The sequence below is a fragment of the Bifidobacterium saimiriisciurei genome (assembly GCF_010667655.1).
Taxonomy (GTDB): domain Bacteria; phylum Actinomycetota; class Actinomycetes; order Actinomycetales; family Bifidobacteriaceae; genus Galliscardovia; species Galliscardovia saimiriisciurei.
In genome coordinates, this window is record NZ_WHZU01000002.1 from 133,046 (window position 1) to 151,733 (window position 18,688).

17 protein-coding genes and 1 pseudogene are annotated in these 18,688 nt (G+C 61.6%); 8 read left to right on the plus strand and 10 right to left on the minus strand.

Annotation, left to right across the window (positions count from 1 at the left end; all coding sequences use genetic code 11):
* Nucleotides 1-199 precede the first annotated feature (199 nt).
* Nucleotides 200-1,606: a branched-chain amino acid transport system II carrier protein gene (brnQ, locus tag GFD18_RS01745; protein ID WP_404801598.1), complete on the plus strand. Its 1,407-nt coding sequence runs from the start codon at nucleotides 200-202 to the stop codon at nucleotides 1,604-1,606.
* A gap of 41 nt (nucleotides 1,607-1,647) precedes the next feature.
* Here the strand turns inward: brnQ and GFD18_RS01750 are convergent, their stop codons facing one another.
* Nucleotides 1,648-2,358, minus strand: coding sequence for an SDR family oxidoreductase (locus tag GFD18_RS01750; RefSeq protein ID WP_100511300.1), 711 nt, complete (start codon nucleotides 2,356-2,358; stop codon nucleotides 1,648-1,650).
* Between the two features lie 198 nt (nucleotides 2,359-2,556).
* Here GFD18_RS01750 and GFD18_RS01755 point away from each other — a divergent pair, with 198 nt between their 5' ends.
* On the plus strand, nucleotides 2,557-3,345 hold the full coding sequence (locus tag GFD18_RS01755) for a sulfite exporter TauE/SafE family protein (protein ID WP_100511210.1): 789 nt from the start codon (nucleotides 2,557-2,559) through the stop codon (nucleotides 3,343-3,345).
* 149 nt (nucleotides 3,346-3,494) lie between these two features.
* Nucleotides 3,495-4,340, plus strand: coding sequence for a sulfite exporter TauE/SafE family protein (locus GFD18_RS01760; protein WP_100511211.1), 846 nt, complete (start codon nucleotides 3,495-3,497; stop codon nucleotides 4,338-4,340).
* A gap of 48 nt (nucleotides 4,341-4,388) precedes the next feature.
* Here the strand turns inward: GFD18_RS01760 and GFD18_RS01765 are convergent, their stop codons facing one another.
* Genes GFD18_RS01765 through GFD18_RS01775 form a run of 3 tightly spaced genes read right to left on the minus strand, consistent with a single transcriptional unit; the run spans nucleotide 4,389 to nucleotide 7,000 of the window.
* Complete coding sequence (locus GFD18_RS01765; RefSeq protein ID WP_100511212.1) at nucleotides 4,389-5,669, minus strand: Mbeg1-like protein; 1,281 nt, start codon at nucleotides 5,667-5,669, stop codon at nucleotides 4,389-4,391.
* A 43-nt stretch (nucleotides 5,670-5,712) separates the two neighbouring features.
* On the minus strand, nucleotides 5,713-6,525 hold the full coding sequence (locus tag GFD18_RS01770; protein WP_225432857.1) for a MazG family protein: 813 nt from the start codon (nucleotides 6,523-6,525) through the stop codon (nucleotides 5,713-5,715).
* 58 nt (nucleotides 6,526-6,583) lie between these two features.
* Nucleotides 6,584-7,000, minus strand: a complete 417-nt coding sequence (locus tag GFD18_RS01775; RefSeq protein WP_100511214.1) for a peptide deformylase — start codon at nucleotides 6,998-7,000, stop codon at nucleotides 6,584-6,586.
* Nucleotides 7,001-7,034: 34 nt separating this feature from the next.
* Between GFD18_RS01775 and mmuM the strand changes: the two genes are divergently transcribed.
* Nucleotides 7,035-8,117: a homocysteine S-methyltransferase gene (gene mmuM, locus GFD18_RS01780; protein WP_225432858.1), complete on the plus strand. Its 1,083-nt coding sequence runs from the start codon at nucleotides 7,035-7,037 to the stop codon at nucleotides 8,115-8,117.
* A gap of 1 nt (nucleotide 8,118) precedes the next feature.
* On the opposite strand, the gene GFD18_RS01785 is transcribed toward mmuM, so the two are convergent.
* Nucleotides 8,119-9,279 (minus strand): MFS transporter, encoded by a 1,161-nt coding sequence (locus tag GFD18_RS01785; protein WP_100511216.1) that lies wholly within the window; start codon nucleotides 9,277-9,279, stop codon nucleotides 8,119-8,121.
* Between the two features lie 147 nt (nucleotides 9,280-9,426).
* Between GFD18_RS01785 and GFD18_RS01790 the strand changes: the two genes are divergently transcribed.
* From GFD18_RS01790 to GFD18_RS01800, 3 genes are all read left to right on the plus strand, one after another.
* Nucleotides 9,427-10,362, plus strand: a complete 936-nt coding sequence (locus GFD18_RS01790) for a PhzF family phenazine biosynthesis protein (protein WP_204313984.1) — start codon at nucleotides 9,427-9,429, stop codon at nucleotides 10,360-10,362.
* A 398-nt stretch (nucleotides 10,363-10,760) separates the two neighbouring features.
* Nucleotides 10,761-11,423: a TetR/AcrR family transcriptional regulator gene (locus GFD18_RS01795; protein WP_163199721.1), complete on the plus strand. Its 663-nt coding sequence runs from the start codon at nucleotides 10,761-10,763 to the stop codon at nucleotides 11,421-11,423.
* Nucleotides 11,424-11,573: 150 nt separating this feature from the next.
* Complete coding sequence (locus GFD18_RS01800; protein ID WP_163199720.1) at nucleotides 11,574-12,845, plus strand: MFS transporter; 1,272 nt, start codon at nucleotides 11,574-11,576, stop codon at nucleotides 12,843-12,845.
* 94 nt (nucleotides 12,846-12,939) lie between these two features.
* On the opposite strand, the gene GFD18_RS01805 is transcribed toward GFD18_RS01800, so the two are convergent.
* Complete coding sequence (locus GFD18_RS01805; protein WP_163199719.1) at nucleotides 12,940-13,251, minus strand: DUF2442 domain-containing protein; 312 nt, start codon at nucleotides 13,249-13,251, stop codon at nucleotides 12,940-12,942.
* 15 nt (nucleotides 13,252-13,266) lie between these two features.
* Nucleotides 13,267-13,464: pseudogene (locus GFD18_RS01810) on the minus strand (DUF4160 domain-containing protein); the annotation flags it as partial.
* 578 nt (nucleotides 13,465-14,042) lie between these two features.
* Between GFD18_RS01810 and GFD18_RS01815 the strand changes: the two are divergent.
* Entirely contained in the window at nucleotides 14,043-14,699 is a 657-nt protein-coding gene (locus tag GFD18_RS01815; protein WP_163199718.1) for a TetR/AcrR family transcriptional regulator, read from the plus strand.
* 11 nt (nucleotides 14,700-14,710) lie between these two features.
* On the opposite strand, the gene GFD18_RS01820 is transcribed toward GFD18_RS01815, so the two are convergent.
* The 3 genes from GFD18_RS01820 to ychF form a co-directional block, all read right to left on the minus strand.
* Nucleotides 14,711-15,586 carry an MBL fold metallo-hydrolase gene (locus GFD18_RS01820; protein ID WP_163199717.1) on the minus strand — a complete coding sequence of 292 codons (876 nt, stop codon included), beginning with the start codon at nucleotides 15,584-15,586 and terminating at the stop codon, nucleotides 14,711-14,713.
* 270 nt (nucleotides 15,587-15,856) lie between these two features.
* A complete protein-coding gene (locus tag GFD18_RS01825) occupies nucleotides 15,857-17,119 on the minus strand; it encodes a HipA family kinase (protein WP_163199716.1) in 1,263 nt (420 codons plus the stop codon).
* A 137-nt stretch (nucleotides 17,120-17,256) separates the two neighbouring features.
* Nucleotides 17,257-18,351, minus strand: coding sequence for a redox-regulated ATPase YchF (ychF, locus tag GFD18_RS01830; RefSeq protein ID WP_163199715.1), 1,095 nt, complete (start codon nucleotides 18,349-18,351; stop codon nucleotides 17,257-17,259).
* Nucleotides 18,352-18,688 lie beyond the last annotated feature (337 nt).

The window sequence follows — 18,688 nt, forward strand, 5'->3', positions numbered from 1 at the left end:
CCGTATACCTCATTTCACATGTTCACAATGGTTACGTTCGAGGCACCGATGCCTCATCGTGGTATTCACCATAGCCGATGACCCGCATCCGTTCGCTACCGGATGATGGAACCCTTGGTGAAATTCTGGAAAAATCCGGTTGACGGCGACACGCCCGGTCGGGACAATGGGAAGCCGCTATACCGAACGAGGAGAGATGATGGCCAACACCACCGACAACCATGCCGAAACCGCCACCGCCGCATCCGGAAGGACCGCCCGGCTTGGCTCCAGGGCCCGCGTGCTGATGACGTTCACGTTCTTCTCCATGTTCTTCGGCGCCGGCAACCTCATCTTCCCGCCGTTCGTCGGAGCCCAGGCCGGCGCGATGACGCCGATGGCGGCTGCCGGCTTCATCATCTCCGCCGTGGGATTGCCGATTCTCGGCGTGGTGGCGGTCTCGCTCGCCGGCGGGTTCGAGCAGCTGGCGGGCCGAGTGTCCCCGAAATTCGCCTCGCTGCTGGGGCTCGCCATCATCCTGACGATCGGCCCGTGCTTCGCCATCCCCCGAACGGCGACCACGTCGTTCGAGATGGCGATCGTACCGTTCACCGGCTCGATGCCGCAAACGCTCTCATGGCTGCCCCAGCTCCTCTATTCCGCGACGTTCTTCGCCGTCTCGTTCATTCTTTCGGCACACCCGGAAAGGCTGTCCAAAACGCTGGGCCGTTTCATGGGACCGTTGCTGCTGGCACTCATCGCCGTACTGTTCGTGGCCTGCGTCGTCAGGCATTCCAGCGGATTCGCCGCACCGATGGGCGATTACGTCTCCGGTCAGGTGTCGCGTGGTTTCCTCGACGGATACCAGACCATGGACCTGCTGGCGGCACTGTATTTCGGCATCGTGATCTCGGCGAACGTACGTTCGCGGGGCATCGGCGACGAATCGCAGGTGCGCAGGGAGACGGCGCTCGCCGGCGTCGGCACCGGCATGCTGCTCATCATCATCTATGGCGTGCTGGCATATATGGGTGCGGCGTCCGGTTCGATAGCCGCAATCGATCCCGCGCACGATACGGGCGCCACGGTGCTGACGAATCTGACCGCCGCGTTGTTCGGCCCGTTCGGCACGGCGTTCGTGGGATTGGTGTTCGTCATCGCCTGTCTGAATGTGTGCACCGGATTGATCTCGACCTGCGGCACGTATTTCATGAACCGTTTTCCCGTCGTGGCGGGCCATCGCATGAAATACCGTACCTGGGGCGCGATCTTCGCCGTGTTCAGCTTCGTGGTGTCGAACGCCGGCCTGAGCATGATCATCAAGGTGTCGGTGCCGGTGCTTTCGGCCCTGTATCCCATGGCCATCGTGCTGGTGGCGCTGACGCTGACGCATCATGTGTTCGCCGACCGGTTCCCCCGCGTGTACTTCTGGACGGTGCTGCTGGTGGGCGCGGTGGCGGCGCTCGGCTGCATCGCCAGTCTTGTCGCCGTGTTCGGCGGCGCGCTGCCGTGGCTGGATGCGACGCTTGGCCTGCTGCCGTTGTATGACGCCCAGCTGGGCTGGCTTACGCCGGCCGCAGTGGGCGTCGTCATCGGCATGGTCGACAGCGTGATGCGGCGCCGCTGACCGGGCGCGCCGCCGGATCAACGGCGCCGGCAATCGGCGACTCAGCGGTAGTTTCGTTCGATGAGGATGTCGGAGACGGTGAGGTTGGCGTCGTTGACAAGATTGAACAGGATAACCTCCGCCAGCTCGGCAGGGCTCATGAACGAGTGCTGCTTCTCCAATGACACATAGTCGTGGCTGTCGCGGTAGAAGTCGGTGTCGATGCCGCCAGGGTACACGCCCACGACCTTCACGCTGCTGCCCTTGTACGCGGCCTTGAGGCTCTGCGTATAGCCCCTCTCCCCCCATTTGGTGGCGCAGTACACGGATTCGTTCGCATTGCCCCGGGTGGCGGCGGTGCTCATGACGTTCGCAATCTTGAGATCCCGCTCCCCTGTGACGCGCAGCGTCTCGACACTCCACAGAATCATGCCCCTAAGCCCTTTGAGACATTTGTCCACGTCAGCGGCCTCGTATTTCGCCGGTTCCTTGAACGACGGCTGGCCGGCGTTGTTGATGAGCAGGTCGATATGACCGATTCCGGCGATTTCGGCCACGGATTTCTTGACGAACAGTTCGTCGGAGACATCGCCGACGAAGCCATGGTACGAGTCGGCGGGGAATTCCCTGGCCAGTTCGACCTGACGCTCCTCGTTGAAGTCGATGCCGGCCACGAACCAGCCCCTGCCGATCAGCTGTCGGGCGAGCTCATAGCCGAGGCCCATGGCGCTGCCGGTGACGATGGCGAGTTTCTTTCCCGTGTTCGTGCTCATGTTGTTCCTTCCGTGGATGATCCTGATCACCGGATTACCGACCTTGGTCATCGTCCGGCGTCCATGCCGGTCGCGGCGGTTCCGCTTCGATGATAACGCCGAAGTCCACGTTACGGCCGGATATCGTCCGCACCGTTGCCCGACGATTATCATCGGTTGCGTTTCGTACTCATCCGACCGTTATCGAACAGGAGCGTCATGACCATTGCGGGAGTTTCGGCGGTCACCCTGCTGCTGGTGCTGATCGCAGGTTTCGGCACCGGTTTCATAGGGTATGCCACCGGTGCGGCGTCGCTGGTGTCCTATCCGTCGCTGCTGGCCATCGGCGTGCCTCCGGTATTGGCGGACACCACGAACACCGTGGGCATGCTGGGCACCGACATAGGCGGCCTGCTCTCCGCCCGCAAGGAGCTTTCCGGCCATCGCGCGCGAGTCATCATCTATGCGGTCATCGGTGTCATCGGCGGTGTAGCCGGCGCATTGCTGCTGATCGAGCTGCCGCCCGTCGTATTCGAGTATCTCGCCCCGCCGCTCATCCTGTTCAGCGCCATCACCATCGTGGCCGATCCCGGCAAACGCATCGCAAATGCGAATGCAACGGTTCCGGACCGAGACGATCCACGCCGTGATTCGTGGTGGATGTGGCTGGGCGTGGTGTTCGCCTGCGTGTACAACGGGTATTTCGGCGCGGGTGCCGGCACGCTCACCATAGCCGTGCTCGGGCTGGGACGCGTCGGGTCGTTCCATGAGATCAACGCGTTGAAGACCGTCATCGGATTCGGGTCGAACGTCACCGCCGCCGTGTTGTTCATCGCGCGGGGCACGGTGAACTGGCCGTACGCCATCGCCTTGGGCGCCGGCTGCTTCATCGGCGGTGCGCTGGCCCCTCCCGTCACCCGCCATATTCCCGCGAATATCATGCGCATGGTGGCCATGGTCGCCGGTGTCCTTCTCGCTGGGGTTCTGGGATGGAGCACCTATCGCTGACACTGCCGATGATAGAGGACACAAGCAATCGTATGAAACATACGGCAACGGTCCACGTTACGGTCAGACGTTCGACCGACCGGTGGCGAATGGCTATGCTCGCTTGTTGTTCAATTCGTTTTCGATGACGACATGATGTGAGGAAGACCATGACCATTGCCGGAATCTCGGTAGTCACTTTGCTGCTCGTACTGCTCGCCGGCATCGGCGCCGGGTTCGTCGGCTACGCGGTCGGCGCCTCGTCGCTGGTCTCCTATCCCGCCTTGCTGGCCATCGGCGTGCCGCCGGTATTGGCGAACACCACGAACACCGTGGGCGTGGTCGGCACCGGCGTGGGCGGATGCCTTTCCGCCCGCAAGGAGCTGACCGGACATCGCACGCGCGTCATCATCTATGCGACCATAGGCGTGGTCGGCGGTATCGTCGGCGGTCTGCTGCTGCTGGAACTCCCCCCGGCCGTGTTCGAATATCTGGTGCCGCCACTCATCCTGTTCAGCGCGCTCATCATCGCGTTCAACCCGAAAGAACGTGCCCACGCCCGAGACTCCGTCGGCAAGGCGCTGGGTCCGGATTCGGCGCAGGCGCGTGAGGCCGTGGAACGCGAACTGGCCAAACCGAAGGACGACGTGCGCAAGGACCCGTGGTGGATGTGGCTGGGCGTGAGCTTCGTCGGCATCTACAGCGGCTACTTCGGCGCGGGCGCCGGCACGTTCGCGCTCGCCATCCTCGACCTCGGCCATATCGGCAAGTTCCATGAGATCAACGCGCTGAAGACCGTCATCGGATTCGGCGCGAACATCACCGCGGCCATCATGTTCATCGTGCGAGGATCCGTCAACTGGCCGTTCGCCGTCGCCCTGTGCGCCGGATGCTTCCTCGGCAGCTACATCGCGCCGCCCATCACTCGCCGCATCCCCGCCAGAATCATGCGCGCGGCGGCGGTGCTCGCCGGCGTCATCCTGGCGGCCAAGCTCGGATGGAGCACGTATCTGTGACTTGCCTTCGCAATCGTCCGGCGGTCATGAACCGCGCGGTGGATGCGGCTATGCGCCAAGCGATCTGACGGCACTTGCCGACAGTGTCTTCAACACGTCGAACAGCAGGGTGCGGGTCTCGCGGTCGGTACCGCGCGCCGCGTCGAGAATCTTCGGCAGCGCCGTGGACCAGTTCGCGGCCAGCTCGGAAAACCGGTCGTATCCGGCGGCGGCGAAGATCTGGTAGGTTTCGTCGATGACCTTGCGGCGGCGTTCGGGAGGCACGGCCTCCAGCCATGCGTCCACGACCCTGCCGATATAGGCGGCGGGGTCGCCGATGGTTTCGGCCGTGCGGAACCCGCCGGATTCGCCGGAGCGGGCGCCTTCGGCCACCTGCCAGCTGAGCCCCATATGCTGCATGATGCCGGTCTCGTCCGATATGACCACGGTATAGTCATTCACCGTATGCAGCAGCATTCCGATGATCGAGGATTCCGGCACGGTCTTGTGTATGCGTCCGGCGATGGCATGGAATGCCGCCGTGTCGGCCGTCGATTGGGGCAGTCCCGGACCGTCATGGGAGAACACCGCGCCGATTCGTTCGGACCGACCGGTGACGGGGGCCGATGGCGACGGCACCAGGCCAAGGCGACGCGCCCGCTCCCCTATACCGTCAAGATCGGATTGCACGATGCCGGTGGCGGCATACACCGCCATGTTGCCGCCCTTGGAATGTCCGCCGACCATCACAGCCGGAGCATGACCGCCGGGGAAGCCCGCGGACCGGTCGATGATGGATTCGAGATAGGCCATGGCGTTCCGCTGCGCCGGCACCGGGCACCGGAACGCCATGTTGAAGTCCTCCTTCCACCCGACAAGCGTGCCATCGGTGCCGCGGAAGGCCACGTACAGCAGTCCGTTCATCACGGCGTCGCCGACGGCGGAGCCTTTGGGGCTCCTGGCGGGCCGGGCCCTTCCGATTCCCGCGCAGTCGCCGAGGTCGAAGGTCATGGCCGCGAACTGCATCTCCTCGCCGACGTCATATCGTTCGACATATTCCCCCACCCGCAGCCCGCGGAATCGCGGGGACTCGCAGATCGCGCGCAGCAGGTCGGCCCGCGATGCGTTGAGCCGCTCGGACCCCGTATCGAACATGCGGGGGTAGTCCTCGGCCCGCAGCAGCATCGTGATCGGCACGGTGTCCACGGATCTGGCGCGGCCGTATCGGGGCACGACTTGCGGCGCATGCATGTAGGCCAGTTCCGAAAACACCAATGAATCGACCTCGTTGAACTCCAGTTCTGCGAAGTCGCGAAACTCGTTGCGCACGTAATCGACGATGTTGCCCATGCCGGTCCTTCCCCGTTGCCCTCGTTGCCCTTCGATGCGGAAATCAGCTTTCGGATGAGTCGGTCTGGGCCTCGCGTCCGGCGATGGTCCCCTCGCGCCGTGCGATATCCGTTTCGACATCGCGCAGACGGTTGCGCAGAGCGGCCTCCACATCCACTCCGTCGGCCTGGGCCCGACGGATGACGGCGAGTATCTCGTCGGCGAAGGCGTCGGGTCGGGACTCCGCCATGGAATCGGCATCGTCGATTCCGCCGAAGGCACCGAACAGTTCTTCGGCATGCGGTGACTTGGAGACGCGGGAGACGACCTTCGCGGCGCGCAGGAACGCACCCTGCGTGTGCGAGATGCCCTCGAGCACGGACTTGCGATGCTTCTCCTTCTGCTTGACCTTTTCCCACAGGGCAAGCGTATCCTCCGGGGATTCGGAGCCGGAAGACGGTGCTGCAGCGTCGTCGTCAGGCACGAACACGTGAGGATGACGGGTGATGAGCTTGTTCACCAGCCGGTCGGCGACCTCGTCGATGTCGAACGGATCGTCGGGGTCGGCTTCGCATACGCGCGCCTGGAATATGGATTGGAGCAGCACATCGCCGAGCTCCTCGCGCATGTTGTCACGGTCGTCGGTCTCCACGGCGTCGATGTATTCGTAGGTCTCCTCAAGCAGATGCTTGAGCAGCGTGCGATTGGTCTGCTTGCCGTCCCACGGGCAGCCGCCGGGCGAATAGAGGATGTCGACGATGGCCTTCACCCTGTCGAGCGCGGTCTTCGCCTCGACGACGGGCCTGAGCTTCGAGCAATGCTCGAACCCCTCGGGCAATTGATAGGAGGAGTTTTCTCGTACGGTATCGTCTGTCATATGCATTGACCTCCTGCGATGATTGACGTTCTTGCCGGTCGATATGTGTCGAACGCCGTCAGATGATGACGCCGTTGCAGTGGTCGACCTCGTGCTGGATGATCTGAGCGGTGAAGTCCTCGAACCGTGCGGTGCGTTCACGCCAGCGACGGTCGCGGTAGGTGACGGTGATGCGGCGGTAGCGTGTGGTGTTCCTCTCCCCCGTCAGCGACAGGCATCCCTCGCTCGCCGCATACGGTTCTGCCTTGTCGACGATCTCGGGATTGAACATGACCATGTTGCGTCCGATCAGTTCGTCGGCGAACACGATGACACGTCTGGAAACGCCGATCATGTTCGCCGCCATGCCGACGCATTCGTGCGCATGGGCCTCAAGCGTGTCCCTCAGATCGTCGCCCACCGGCAGGTCGTCCTGCGTGGCCGGCTCGGATGCCCTGCGTAGGAACGCCTCGTTCTTCATGATCGGTCGCCGCATGGGTTCGCTCCTTCGTTCATGTTCTCTTATGGCAATGGCACGCTTGCCCCGCCATCCACCCAAATTCAACATCCAATGTAGCAATCGACGACGAAACGGACATTCCCCAGTGTCTACCATATTGCCTATGGATGATGTTTTTGACGGGGCTTTGCGGCGACAGTCGCCGCTTATCGTGGACGGGTCGATGGCGACGGAACTGGAGCGGCAGGGCGTGGACACGGCGAGTGCGTTATGGTCCGCGACGGCACTCGTCGACAGTCCGCGAATCATCCGTGACGTGCATCGGGCCTATTTCGAGGCGGGAGCGAACATCGCCATCACCGATTCGTATCAGGCGAATGTTCCGGCGTTTGAGAAGCTGGGATTATCGGGAAAGCAGTCCAGACGTCTGATCGCCGTCGCCGCGGAGGAGGCCATCGCCGCTCGGGAGGAGTATCGCAGGGCGCACACGGACGACGAGACCGCCGACCGTCCGCTTGTCGTCGCCGGCAGCGTGGGGCCGTATGGCGCGTTTCTGGCGGATGGCAGCGAATACACGGGAGACTATGCGCTGTCCGACGCGGAGTATCGCGATTTCCATCGTCCGCGTATGCAGGCGCTTGCCGATGCCGGCGTGGATCTGTTCGCGTTCGAGACGATGCCGAATATCGGCGAGGTGCGGGCTTTGGTCGGATTATTGAACGATGAATTCGCGGGAACACAGGCATGGGTGTCGTTCAGTCTGCAGGATGCGGGGCATCTGTGCGATGGAACGCCACTCAAGAAGGCCGTGGCCGAGCTTGACGGCAATCCGCAGATTGCGGCGATTGGCGTCAACTGCGTGCCGCCGGAGACGGTCTCCCCTGCTGTCCACATCATTCGTCGCGCAACATCGAAGCCGATTATCGCCTATCCGAACAACGGCGATGTCTACCATCCCGGAACCAAGACGTGGACACCGAATCCCGGAGGTCTGGATATCGCCCGGCTCGCTTCGGAATGGTTTGCCGAGGGAGCCACGATCATCGGCGGATGCTGCCGCACCACGCCGGATGACATCCGTCGCGTGGCCTCGGCTCTACGAGACGTCAGCTATCAAGGCATGGAAACGGGAAGAACGAATCAGCCAAGGTAAATCAGCGCGCTTCCTTGCGTTCGTAGCGCAGAGCGAATGTGGCGAGCAGCAGCACCGCGACCACGGTGAACGGTAGACCCGCCAGTCCGGTGACGTGGTAGTTCATGCCGGAGGCGTTCAACGCCATGCCGCCGACCAGTGAGCCCACGGCGTTGCCGCCGTTGAAGCCGATCTGCACGGCGGCGCCGCCGATGAGCTCGCCGCCGCCCTTGCCGGCGTCGGCCATGAGCAGCATCTGCGGACCGTTGATGAAGAACAGCCCGAACGCGATCCAGAACGTGAGGATGGCACAGGTGACGAGGTTCCCCGGAACGAGGAACACCATAAGCAGGCCTATGGCGGAGATGGCCTGCCCTGCGGAAGCCGTCGCGGCGTGAAGCCACCGGTCGGCCAGATGCGAGCCGGCGAGACCGCCGACGACCATGCCGAATCCGGCGAGCATCATGAGCAATGGCACGAACTGCGAATCGTAGCCGCCGGTCTTCTGCAGCCATGGAGAGACGTAGCTCCACCAGCAGAACACGCCGGAGTTGCCGACGAACACGGCTCCGAGCACCAGCCACGGACCGGGCTTGGCGAGGAAGCGGAACTGCCCGGCGAGGCCGGCGTCCGGCACGGCGGGGATGAGCGGCATCCAAGCCAGCGTGAGCACGATGGTGAGTGCCGAGCCAAGCGCCAAGATCACGAAGGCAAGACGCCAGTCTAGGTATTCGGCGAGCAGGGTCCCGGCGGGCACGCCGAACATGTTGGCGATGGTCTGGCCGGTGACCATAACGGACACGGCCTTGCCCTCATGCCCCTTGTCGGCGAGCGCCTTCGCTATGACTGTGCCGGTGCCGAAGAACGCGCCATGCGGCAGGCCTGCGATGAAACGGGCGATGACGAGAACGATGGCGTTCGGCGCGGCCGCGCTCATGGCGTTGCCGATGAGGGCGAGCGCCATGAACAGGATCACCAGATGCTTGGGACTGGTCTTGCGGCCGAAGACGAGCATGGTCACGCCGACGCATACGCCGATCGCGTATGCGGAGATGAAGTGGCCGGCCGTGGGGATGGAGACGTGTGTGGCCGAGGCGGCCTGGGGCAGGATGCCCATCATCACGAATTCGGCGGCGCCGAGCACGAAGGCTCCGGCGGCGATGGACAGCAGGCTCTTCTTCATGGAGGCTCTCTTTCCTCTCATATGGGAAGTATTCGTATTCGGGACTGATATAGCGTACCGCCAATGGTTACCGCTCACAAAACGTTTGAGCGCAATCGGTCACAAATCGTCGGCAAAGTCGTATGAGCCTTCTGCGGGAGGAACATCATGCCGATTATTCAATCGGTGTTTCCTGCATGGGGTTCTATTCCGAGGATCGTGCGGGACGGGGCCCATACCGGAACGGTCTCCGTCGATCCACCGACGGTTATCGCTCACCAACGCGGTTACAATGACGTTATGCAACAGTATGTGGTCGATGCGTTCACCGACAGGGTTTTCAGGGGGAATCCGGCCGCGGTGTGCCTGCCGCCCTCTTGGCCGTCCGACGAATTGATGGCGGACGTCGCGATGGAGAACCGGCTTTCGGAGACCGCATTCGTCGTGAGCGAGCCTGGGGGTTACCGTCTGCGATGGTTCACACCGGGCGGCGAGATTGATTTGTGCGGCCACGCCACCCTCGCGTCCGCCTATGTGGTGCTGCATTTCGTGGAGCCGGAAGCCGACGAGGCGCGATTCCATACGATGAGCGGCGAATTATCCGTGATACGACGGCGGAACGAATCGGGTCGGGAGATCTTCGTCATGGATTTTCCCGCCTATGACCTTGCGCCGGTTCCCGTCACCGATGCGATGGAACAGGCGCTGGGTGCGAGGCCCGTCGAGGCATGGCTGGGCCGTGATCTGCTGTGCGTAATGGACGGCGAAAGGGCCGTGCGAGGTCTGACACCGGATATGGCATTGCTGGCAAAGCTGGATGGACTGCTGGTCAATGTCACGGCGGCCGGCGAAACGGGAACGGGCTTCGACTGCGTCTCGCGTTCGTTCGCGCCGAAACTCGGCATAGTCGAAGACCCGGTCTGCGGTTCCGGTCACTGCCATATCCTCCCCTATTGGAGCCGTCGTTTCGGCAAGTCGAATCTGGTGGCCTGTCAGGCGTCCGAACGCGGAGGAGTCATCCACGCATCGGTCGGCGGCGGCCGCGTGAGCCTCGGCGGCGAGGCCGCGCTGTTCTCCATGGGCGAGATACTGCCGGAGCACTGAGGTTTTTGGGCTTTTGCGAGTGGGGCTTCGTTCCGGACGATTACCGGAGCGGAGCCCCACTCGGCATGATTTCAGTTACGTTCCTTCGCCGTTCCCCTCGGGAGCGGAGAATCCATTATTTCGAGACGCTGAACGTGAACTCGACCGACTTGCCGTACCGCAACAGCCGTCCATCCCCCCACTTGCGCAGCCGACGGATAGTCATCCAGAAGTGAAATCGTGTCATTTCAAAAGTCATTTATCTGTCCTCAGACACATTGAATTGAAGCTCGATGTTTGTTGGTTTTCATCCTGCCGTGTTGTGGATATTCAAGCACAACGCATGAAGATCTATTCGAGCACTTGACAGACCGACCGACGGTCTGTATGCTCTGGGGAAGAAAGGAAAGGAGGAGGTCATGGCGCACCATACGCACCACGAGGACACCGAACGACGAATCCTCAATTCCGCGCGAAGGCTCTTCGCCGAGAAGGGCTACGAGAAGACATCCGTTCAGGACATCCTGAACGATCTAGGTCTTTCCAAGGGCGGGCTCTATCACCATTTCAAATCGAAGGAGGCGATTCTCGACCAGCTGAACGCCGACGAGTGGGCCGTCACCGCGCGTCTCCTCGACGAACTCATCGAGCGTGATGACATGAGCGCGTTGGAGAAGTTGCGTGCACTCGTCATTTCCGCCGTGGACGCCCCCGATCACTTGGATCTCGTTCGATCCCAGCTCGCACTCCTCAAGGATCCCGCGTTCTTCACCGCGAATATGCGCTTCTGGTCAACGAGGCTACCGGAGTCCTTCCGCTCGCTCATCGATATGGGCGTGCAGGACGGCTCGATTCCCACAGCATATCCCGAGGAGGCGGCGCAGCTGCTTTCGCTCCTCGGCAACTATTGGCTCATGCCCTGCTTTTATCCCGCCGACCGTACCGACATGGAACGGCGCATCCGCTGCCTCGCCACGATGCTTGACGCCATCGGCGTGCCGGTGTTCGACGAGACGCTCATCCCACGAGCGGTCAAGGGCCTCACAGCCCTGATGCCAGAGGGGGAAGCGGCGTCCGCATAGGACGTACCCGGGCACGCTGGTTTGCAAATTATGGCGCCCAGGTGAAAGGACGTTTGTGCGTCCTTTGCCGTGGCGCATTTTTTATCACCATAACAGACCGACGGTCGGTCTGAATGGATGTCCATGAATGCCACGGAAAGGAATTCAATAATGACGAACACGTCCGAATACACGACTCAACCGCAAAGCAGCCCAGCCGCGGACCCTCTTCGCGTACGCGACTTCTATCTGCTTGTCGCAGGTCTCGGCATATCGCTCTTCGCCAACCTCATGTTGCGGTTCGCCATGTCCATGTGGGTGCTTGACGAGACCGGCTCGGCCGCGGCGTTCGCCTCCATCCTCACGGCGAGTATTCTGCCCACGATTCTCCTCTCGCCCCTTGGCGGCGTGGTGGCGGACCGCAGGAACCGTCGGACCATCATGGTGGTGCTCGACACGCTCTCCGCCGTAACGGTGCTCATTTGCGCGGCGATTTTCTCGGCTACCGGATTCAATCTGGCGGCGATTGCCGTGATGCAGGTGGTGCTCGCCGTGCTCGATGCCATGGAGACGCCCACGGTGCAGGCGGCGTTGCCGCAGATGTTCCGCTCCCACGGTGAGGACGTGATGCGTCGCGCGATGGCTGTGGTGAACGTGGTGAACCAGACGAGCACGCTCGTGCCGGCCGTGCTCGGCGGCGTGCTCTACGCGGCGGTGGGCGCCATGCCAATGATGGGCGTCACCATCGTGGGATTCGTCACGGCCGCAGTCGTGGAGTGCTTCATCCGGCTCGGCGCGCCCGAGCGCGGTGACGATGGGCGCCCCTCAGCCCTCGATGATCTTGTGCGCGCCGGACGTTTCCTCACTCGCAAGCGTCCCCATGTACTGCATCTGGTGCTGCTCTGCGCTGCGCTCAACTTTCTGGTGACGGGCTATGCGGAGGTCGGTTTCCCCTACATGGTGCGGACCGTGCTGGGGTTCGGCTCCACGGCGTACGGTCTTGCATATGGTCTCGTGGGAGTATCCGGACTGCTTGGCGCTCTCGTCGGAGGACGAGCCGCGAAGTCGCTTTCCAAGCGACGATTCCCGACAACAATCGCCGCCTTCTCGCTCACCATCCTGCCTCAGGCGTTCGTCATGACACTTCCCGCCGGCGATGGAGTGCGCCTTGCAACGCTCACGGCGAGCACCTGCGGAACCATGGTCGCCATCACCCTCGCGAACCTCATAGCCGTGCCGGCGATCCAGATGAGCTGCCCCGAGGACATGACCGGCAAGGTGATGTCGCTCGCGCTCTCCACGAGCATGTGCGCCCAGCCTCTCGGGCAGATCGCATACGGCTGGGCGTACAGCGTTTATCCAGCGGGAGCGGTTCTGGCGATGACGTTTGTGCTGGCCGTTGCCATGTTGCCATTGGTCGCACACGTAGCGCAGAGGTTCTAGGACATGCTCCCCGTCCGAGACCATGACACTACTCGGCAATCACTTCTTAGACGTTGAGAAGAACTTGAACTCGGTGTGATGTCGCTTTACGACATCACACCGAAACCAGTTCGCCATGAGCGATGTACTCATACGAATGTTCGTACAGATACGTGGGAGAGATGTCGATATCGCCGTCACACCAGGTCAGGACCCCGTGATCGATATGGAAGTCCTCGAACGTCTTCTCATCACGCAGCGGAGCAAAGGAGGGAACATCGTCGTACATTTCGGTGAAATCGCACAGGCGCGTCTCACCGGTGGAGAACGTCACCAGCATGATGCGGTCATCCGCAACGCGAGCCGACCGGACTTCCAGCTCCTGAGCGGGTTCATCCGCATACAGGATGCCGTTTACCTCGAACATGACGGGCTCCCTTCCTCACGAAAGCGACTTGATACGGTCGAACGGACGTCCGGACACGGCCTCGTTCCACGCCTTGTACAGCTCATCCCCATGCAGCACCAGCCATGCCGCCACCAGCTTGTACTGCTTGGCGGGAAGGGAGCAGGCCAACAGTTCACCGTCGATGCCGATGGATGTCTTGAAATCGCCGTAATACACATGGACGTGTGGCTTGTGATACTCGCTCTCGTTCTGTCCCGAAGAACCGACTCAGCTCCGGCATGCCGCACCTCCCATCCGATACCTCATATGAGTTAAATCTCCATCTTGAGTATATTCCCGCAGCAGGAGCGCCGTCGCTGGTAATCGGATCACATTGCCCACTCCCACGTGCGAGAGATAGCGTGACTGACGCATGTCGGCATTCGCATTCCGCACCATTGGTCTGAGACGAGGCGAGGTAATACGCGATGAAACAACGAGAGCCTTGGAATCCCAGTGATTCCAAGGCCCTCGGCGCTATGCGGCGATCACTTTGAGACATTAAATTTGAACTCGACCGACTTGCCTTACTGCAACAGTCGCCCATTCCCCGCGTACCGGCTGGTGCGGTCGACGAATCGGCCATCCGTCTTGACGGCGAGTCTGCCGGCAACGTACCGGTATTTCTGCATGAGACCGGCGAAGCCCCACGAACCGGGACGCGCATCCTGAACCAGGATATAGCTGTCTAATAAGAGATGTCGCGCTCCGTTTTTACATCGAAACCAGTCTAAGTTCATCTGTCCGGAATAGCGGATATGAGTTAAAACATGGAGACCTCACACGCCGATCCGCCGCCCGTCGCACCGAAGCCGCGGGACGACGTCGAGCACGCCATCGAGCGCGCGCTCATCGATCTGCTCAACGAAGGCATCGATCCGGCCGGGCCGACGGGACACGTCGAGCTGCCATCGGTCAAGACGCTGTGCGCGAAAGCGTTCGTGGCTCGCAGCACGTTCTATGCGCACTACCACCACGTTGGCGAGGTCCTCGAGACATTGGAGCGCCGACTGGTGGAGGACCTAGAGCAACTGAATAAGCCACTGACCATCAGAGACACTGACGACGAGAATGGTTGCGGTGCGTCGCACATCACGCTCATGCCCACATTGGCCTATATCCGATCCAACGAAAACGCGTTCCGAGCACTACTCGTCTCAGCACCCGACGTGCAGTTCATTGAGCGATGGAAGGACGCCATCAAACGGCAATGCCGACAACGCATGACCGACGGCAGTGGGGCACCACGATTGGAAGGCCCGCGCCGCCCCACCGTCAACCGCGAGCTGATTCTGGAGATCGTCGCCTCCTCGATGGTGTCAGCCACCGCGTTCTGGCTGCACGACCCATCCAAGGTGCACGAGCAAGGAGTGGACGGGATCGTCAACACGGTGTTCGGCGCGCTGGACGCACTGATCGTGCCGTGACATGCGTCGTTTCAGCTCAGCAAGATCGTCTCGGGTCGGTTCGCCGTGTCGTGGCAGGCGATCGACCGCACGCACATCGGCGACATACTCTGCTCGCGGATCCATGCGAGCGATGAGCGCTGCGCGTGACGGTCGTAGACGATGCCCGACGTAACCATGTCCCTCCATGATCGCGTGGCGTAACCGCCGTCGGCGAACAGCAGCACGTACCGGCCCGACGGTGCCATGACCTTCATGGCCACCTGTCCGTCGGTGTGGCCAGGGATGTTGATGAGATGCACGCTGCGGTCGCCGAACAGATCGTAAGACCTACCGACGGGCCCCTCGGTGTCATTCCAGTCATACAGGTCGAGATCGATTCCCTGCCACCACGAGGCGTCGAACCGCACGAGACGGTTCGGGAACCGCGTGGCGCAGCGCATCTCATCCGCGGACACCATGATGCGGCGGGCGCCCCGCACACCGCGCAGTCCATTCGCGTGATCGCAGTCGAGATGGGAGACCACCACCACGTCAAGATCGGCCGAGGACAGGCCCTGCCCGGCCAGCTGTTCGGGCACGGTCATGCCCGGTCCCACGACGCCCTGGTTAACCCGGTACAACGCCCATGAGCCAAGCGAGCGGATCTGCGCCCCGCGATCGTAAACACCGTTCGGACTCATGCCCCGATCCCAGCCGGTGTCGAACAGGATACGGCCATGCGGCGTGGTGACGAGGAACGCGCACACGGGCAGCCAGATGCGCCTGGAGGCGGGCACGAAGAAGCCAGAACCGCGGATCAGCCCGCACCCGTTGCCGAAAGGCAAATCGGGCGAGACACGCACACGGCCGGCCACCATAACCTGAATGGAGATTGCTGAGTTGTTGGTGCTGATGTTGTTGGTCATGGTTCCATTACAGAATACCGAGTGAGGGAGAGGCTCCGTTTCGCACTACATAAAACGCGATTGTGTCCACGATTGACACCCGTGGCTTCCCATTCGGCCCGATCGTCCATCACGCCGGGCGCAGACCCCGGCGATATACCATTCCCAACACAGACCACACCATCACAACCAGCAATTCCGCATTTGACAAGGGCCTTGAAATCGTTAAATTCCAAGGCCATCGACGCTACTTAGTAATCACTTGCTCACGCTGAACTTGAACTCGTCCGATTATCCCTTCTCAAGCAGGCTGTCGTTGAGAATCACGGGCGCGTTTTCAATCGCAGGCCGCAGCGCATCGAGCTGTGCGGTGAGCTTAGATTCGTTCACCACGGGGATGTCGAGCAGTGTGCGGGCCGCGGCGTGCAGATAGTCGTTCAACGCCTCGATGCGGCCGTCCTCAAGCGGATACGTCGGATCGTTCTCCAACGTGACGTCCAATGCCTTACGCAGCATCTCATGCTGCGCGACCCCCATGATGACCTCGCACTGATCGTAAAACGTCATGCGCGAGTTCGACGGCTGACGTTCCTCCAGTACCTTCGGCGTCCACGCATCACGCTCCCAGTCGGCACGCATGTCGTTCTTGAACAACGACATGTTGTGATCGAATAGAGGTGCCGGGCCTAGGATGCGTCCGGTATGGTTGTCACGTAGGAACCCGTGGTTGTTGGCATGACGATCCTGGTTGACGATGAGCGCATCGAAGACAAGCATCGTGCGCATCGCCTCGAACGATGTTTCCGACACAGCACGGGCAGCCGCGAGAATCTCCGGGAACGATGCGAGCTGCGTGGCCGCGTAGAACGGCACGAACGACACGTCCTTTGTGTTCATCGACGGGCACACCGACGCCAGCTTGCCTTTCCAACGGGCGATATGGTAATCGACCGCATTCACGCCAAGCTTGCGCGCCAGCTGCGAGGCAAGATACTCGGAATACGGCTCCAGTCCGGCGTTCGCATACCCCTCGGAACCGGCCTTCCACAACTCCAATCCATTGCCTGTGTGCCGCCATGCCTTCGGGAACTGCCCGTCCGTTGTCCATTCGCTTGACAGGCCTATCGCATGCTTCTCACTTGACGTGTACCCCGTATACGCCACGATGGCAAGCGTTTCATCCAGCGGATTGTCATACAGATTGATGTCCGCGAACCTGAGATTCTCATCGTCCCGTTCGACCCAGAACGAGTCGTTGACCGACAACCCCTTGCACAGGTCGATGATGCCGAGTGTATCCGCGATGTTCAGTCCGGCCTGTGCAAGGATCTGAGCCGCGAACTCACGATTCTTCGGAATGGTGCGCCGTTCCAGCCAAGCGGTGAGCTTCGCATCATCCGGCTGAGGGGCCAACGGGAACGGCAACAACGTCCGCTTCGACTCGTCGAACCAGCGAATACGGGCCTCGACCTTACCGGCCAACAGCCCTTCACCGTACGCGGCATCAAACCGGAGCAGCGGGGTGTCATACAGACGCAACACATAGCTGGTCATATCCGTTTCCTCCGATCAGATGCCCAATGCACCGCGCTCATCACGATGTGGCTCCATACAACAACAACAACTGAATACAGTATAGACAAGGGCCTTGGAATCGTTGGGATTCCAAGGCCCTCGACGCTATGAAGCAATCACTTCGACACGTTGAACTTGAACTCGACGATGTCGCCGTCCTGCATGACGTAGTCGCGGCCCTCCTGGCGGAGCTTGCCTTCCTCCTTGATCTTCGTCATGGAGCCTTCGGCGGCCACGAAGTCGTCGTAGGAGACGATGTCGGCCTTGATGAAGCCCTTCTCGAAGTCGGTGTGGATGACGCCGGCGGCCTGCGGGGCGGTGTAGCCCTTGTGGATCTGCCAGGCGCGCACCTCCTTCTCTCCTGCGGTGAGGAAGGTGGACAGGCCGAGGATGTCGAAGCCGACGCGGGCCAGCTGGTCGAGGCCGGATTCGGCCAGTCCCGCATCCTCGAGCATCTCGCGGGCATCCGCCTCGTCGAGCTCGGTGAGGTCGGCCTCGAACTGAGCGTTGAGGAACACGGCCGGGGCGGGGGCCACGGAGTCGGCGAGCTTCTTCTTCAGGTCGTCGTTCTGCAGCTCGTCGTCGTCCACGTTGAACACGTAGATGAACGGCTTGGCGGTGAGCAGGTGCAGATCGTAGACGTCGGCCTTGTCGATCTTGCCCGCGGCGGCGGCGTGGTCGATGGTCTCGCCGGCCTCGAGGATCTCCTTGGCCTTCTTGACGGCCTCGAAGTACGCGGGCTCGATCTTCTTGCCGCGCAGGTCCTTCTCGAGCTTCGGCAGCGCGTTCTCGATGGTCTGCATGTCGGCGAGGATGAGTTCGGTGTTGATGGTGTCGATGTCGTCGGCAGGGTCGATTTTGCCGTTGACGTGCACGATGTCGTCGTCCTCGAAGGCGCGCACGACCTCGCAGATGGCGTCGGCCTCGCGGATGTTCGCCAGGAACTTGTTGCCCAGGCCCTCGCCCTCGGAGGCGCCCTTGACGATGCCGGCGATGTCGACGAACGTGACGGTGGCGGGCACGATCTTCTCGGTGTGCACGAGCTTGGCGAGCACGGGCAGGCGCTTGTCGGGCAGCGGCACGATGCCGGTGTTCGGCTCGATGGTGGCGAACGGGTAGTTCTCCGCAAGCACGTTGTTGCGGGTCAGCGCGTTGAACATGGTGGACTTGCCGACGTTCGGCAGACCGACGATTCCAATAGTTAAAGACATGTCTCCCAGTCTAAGGGTTCGGGGGACATCGGCGGGCCGCCCGCCGGACCCTGCGGCATCCATGAAGAACCTTCCTTATAAATGCCGTTTATAGGAGGTAATCATGTTTCCTATAACGAAATTCCGACGACGCAATCACGACACACCAAAGTTTTGTTATGGTGGTTATTGATTTGCTGATAGCACGTCATAAACGATGTTCATAACCATGGGAGGTCCCTTCATGGGCTCGACGCTTTGACGACCGGCGTACGCCACGTCAAAACATCAATGACCGCAACGTTTTCATAGATAATGGCCGGCGCCTCGGCACCGTCCGTCAAACGTCTGACGTCAT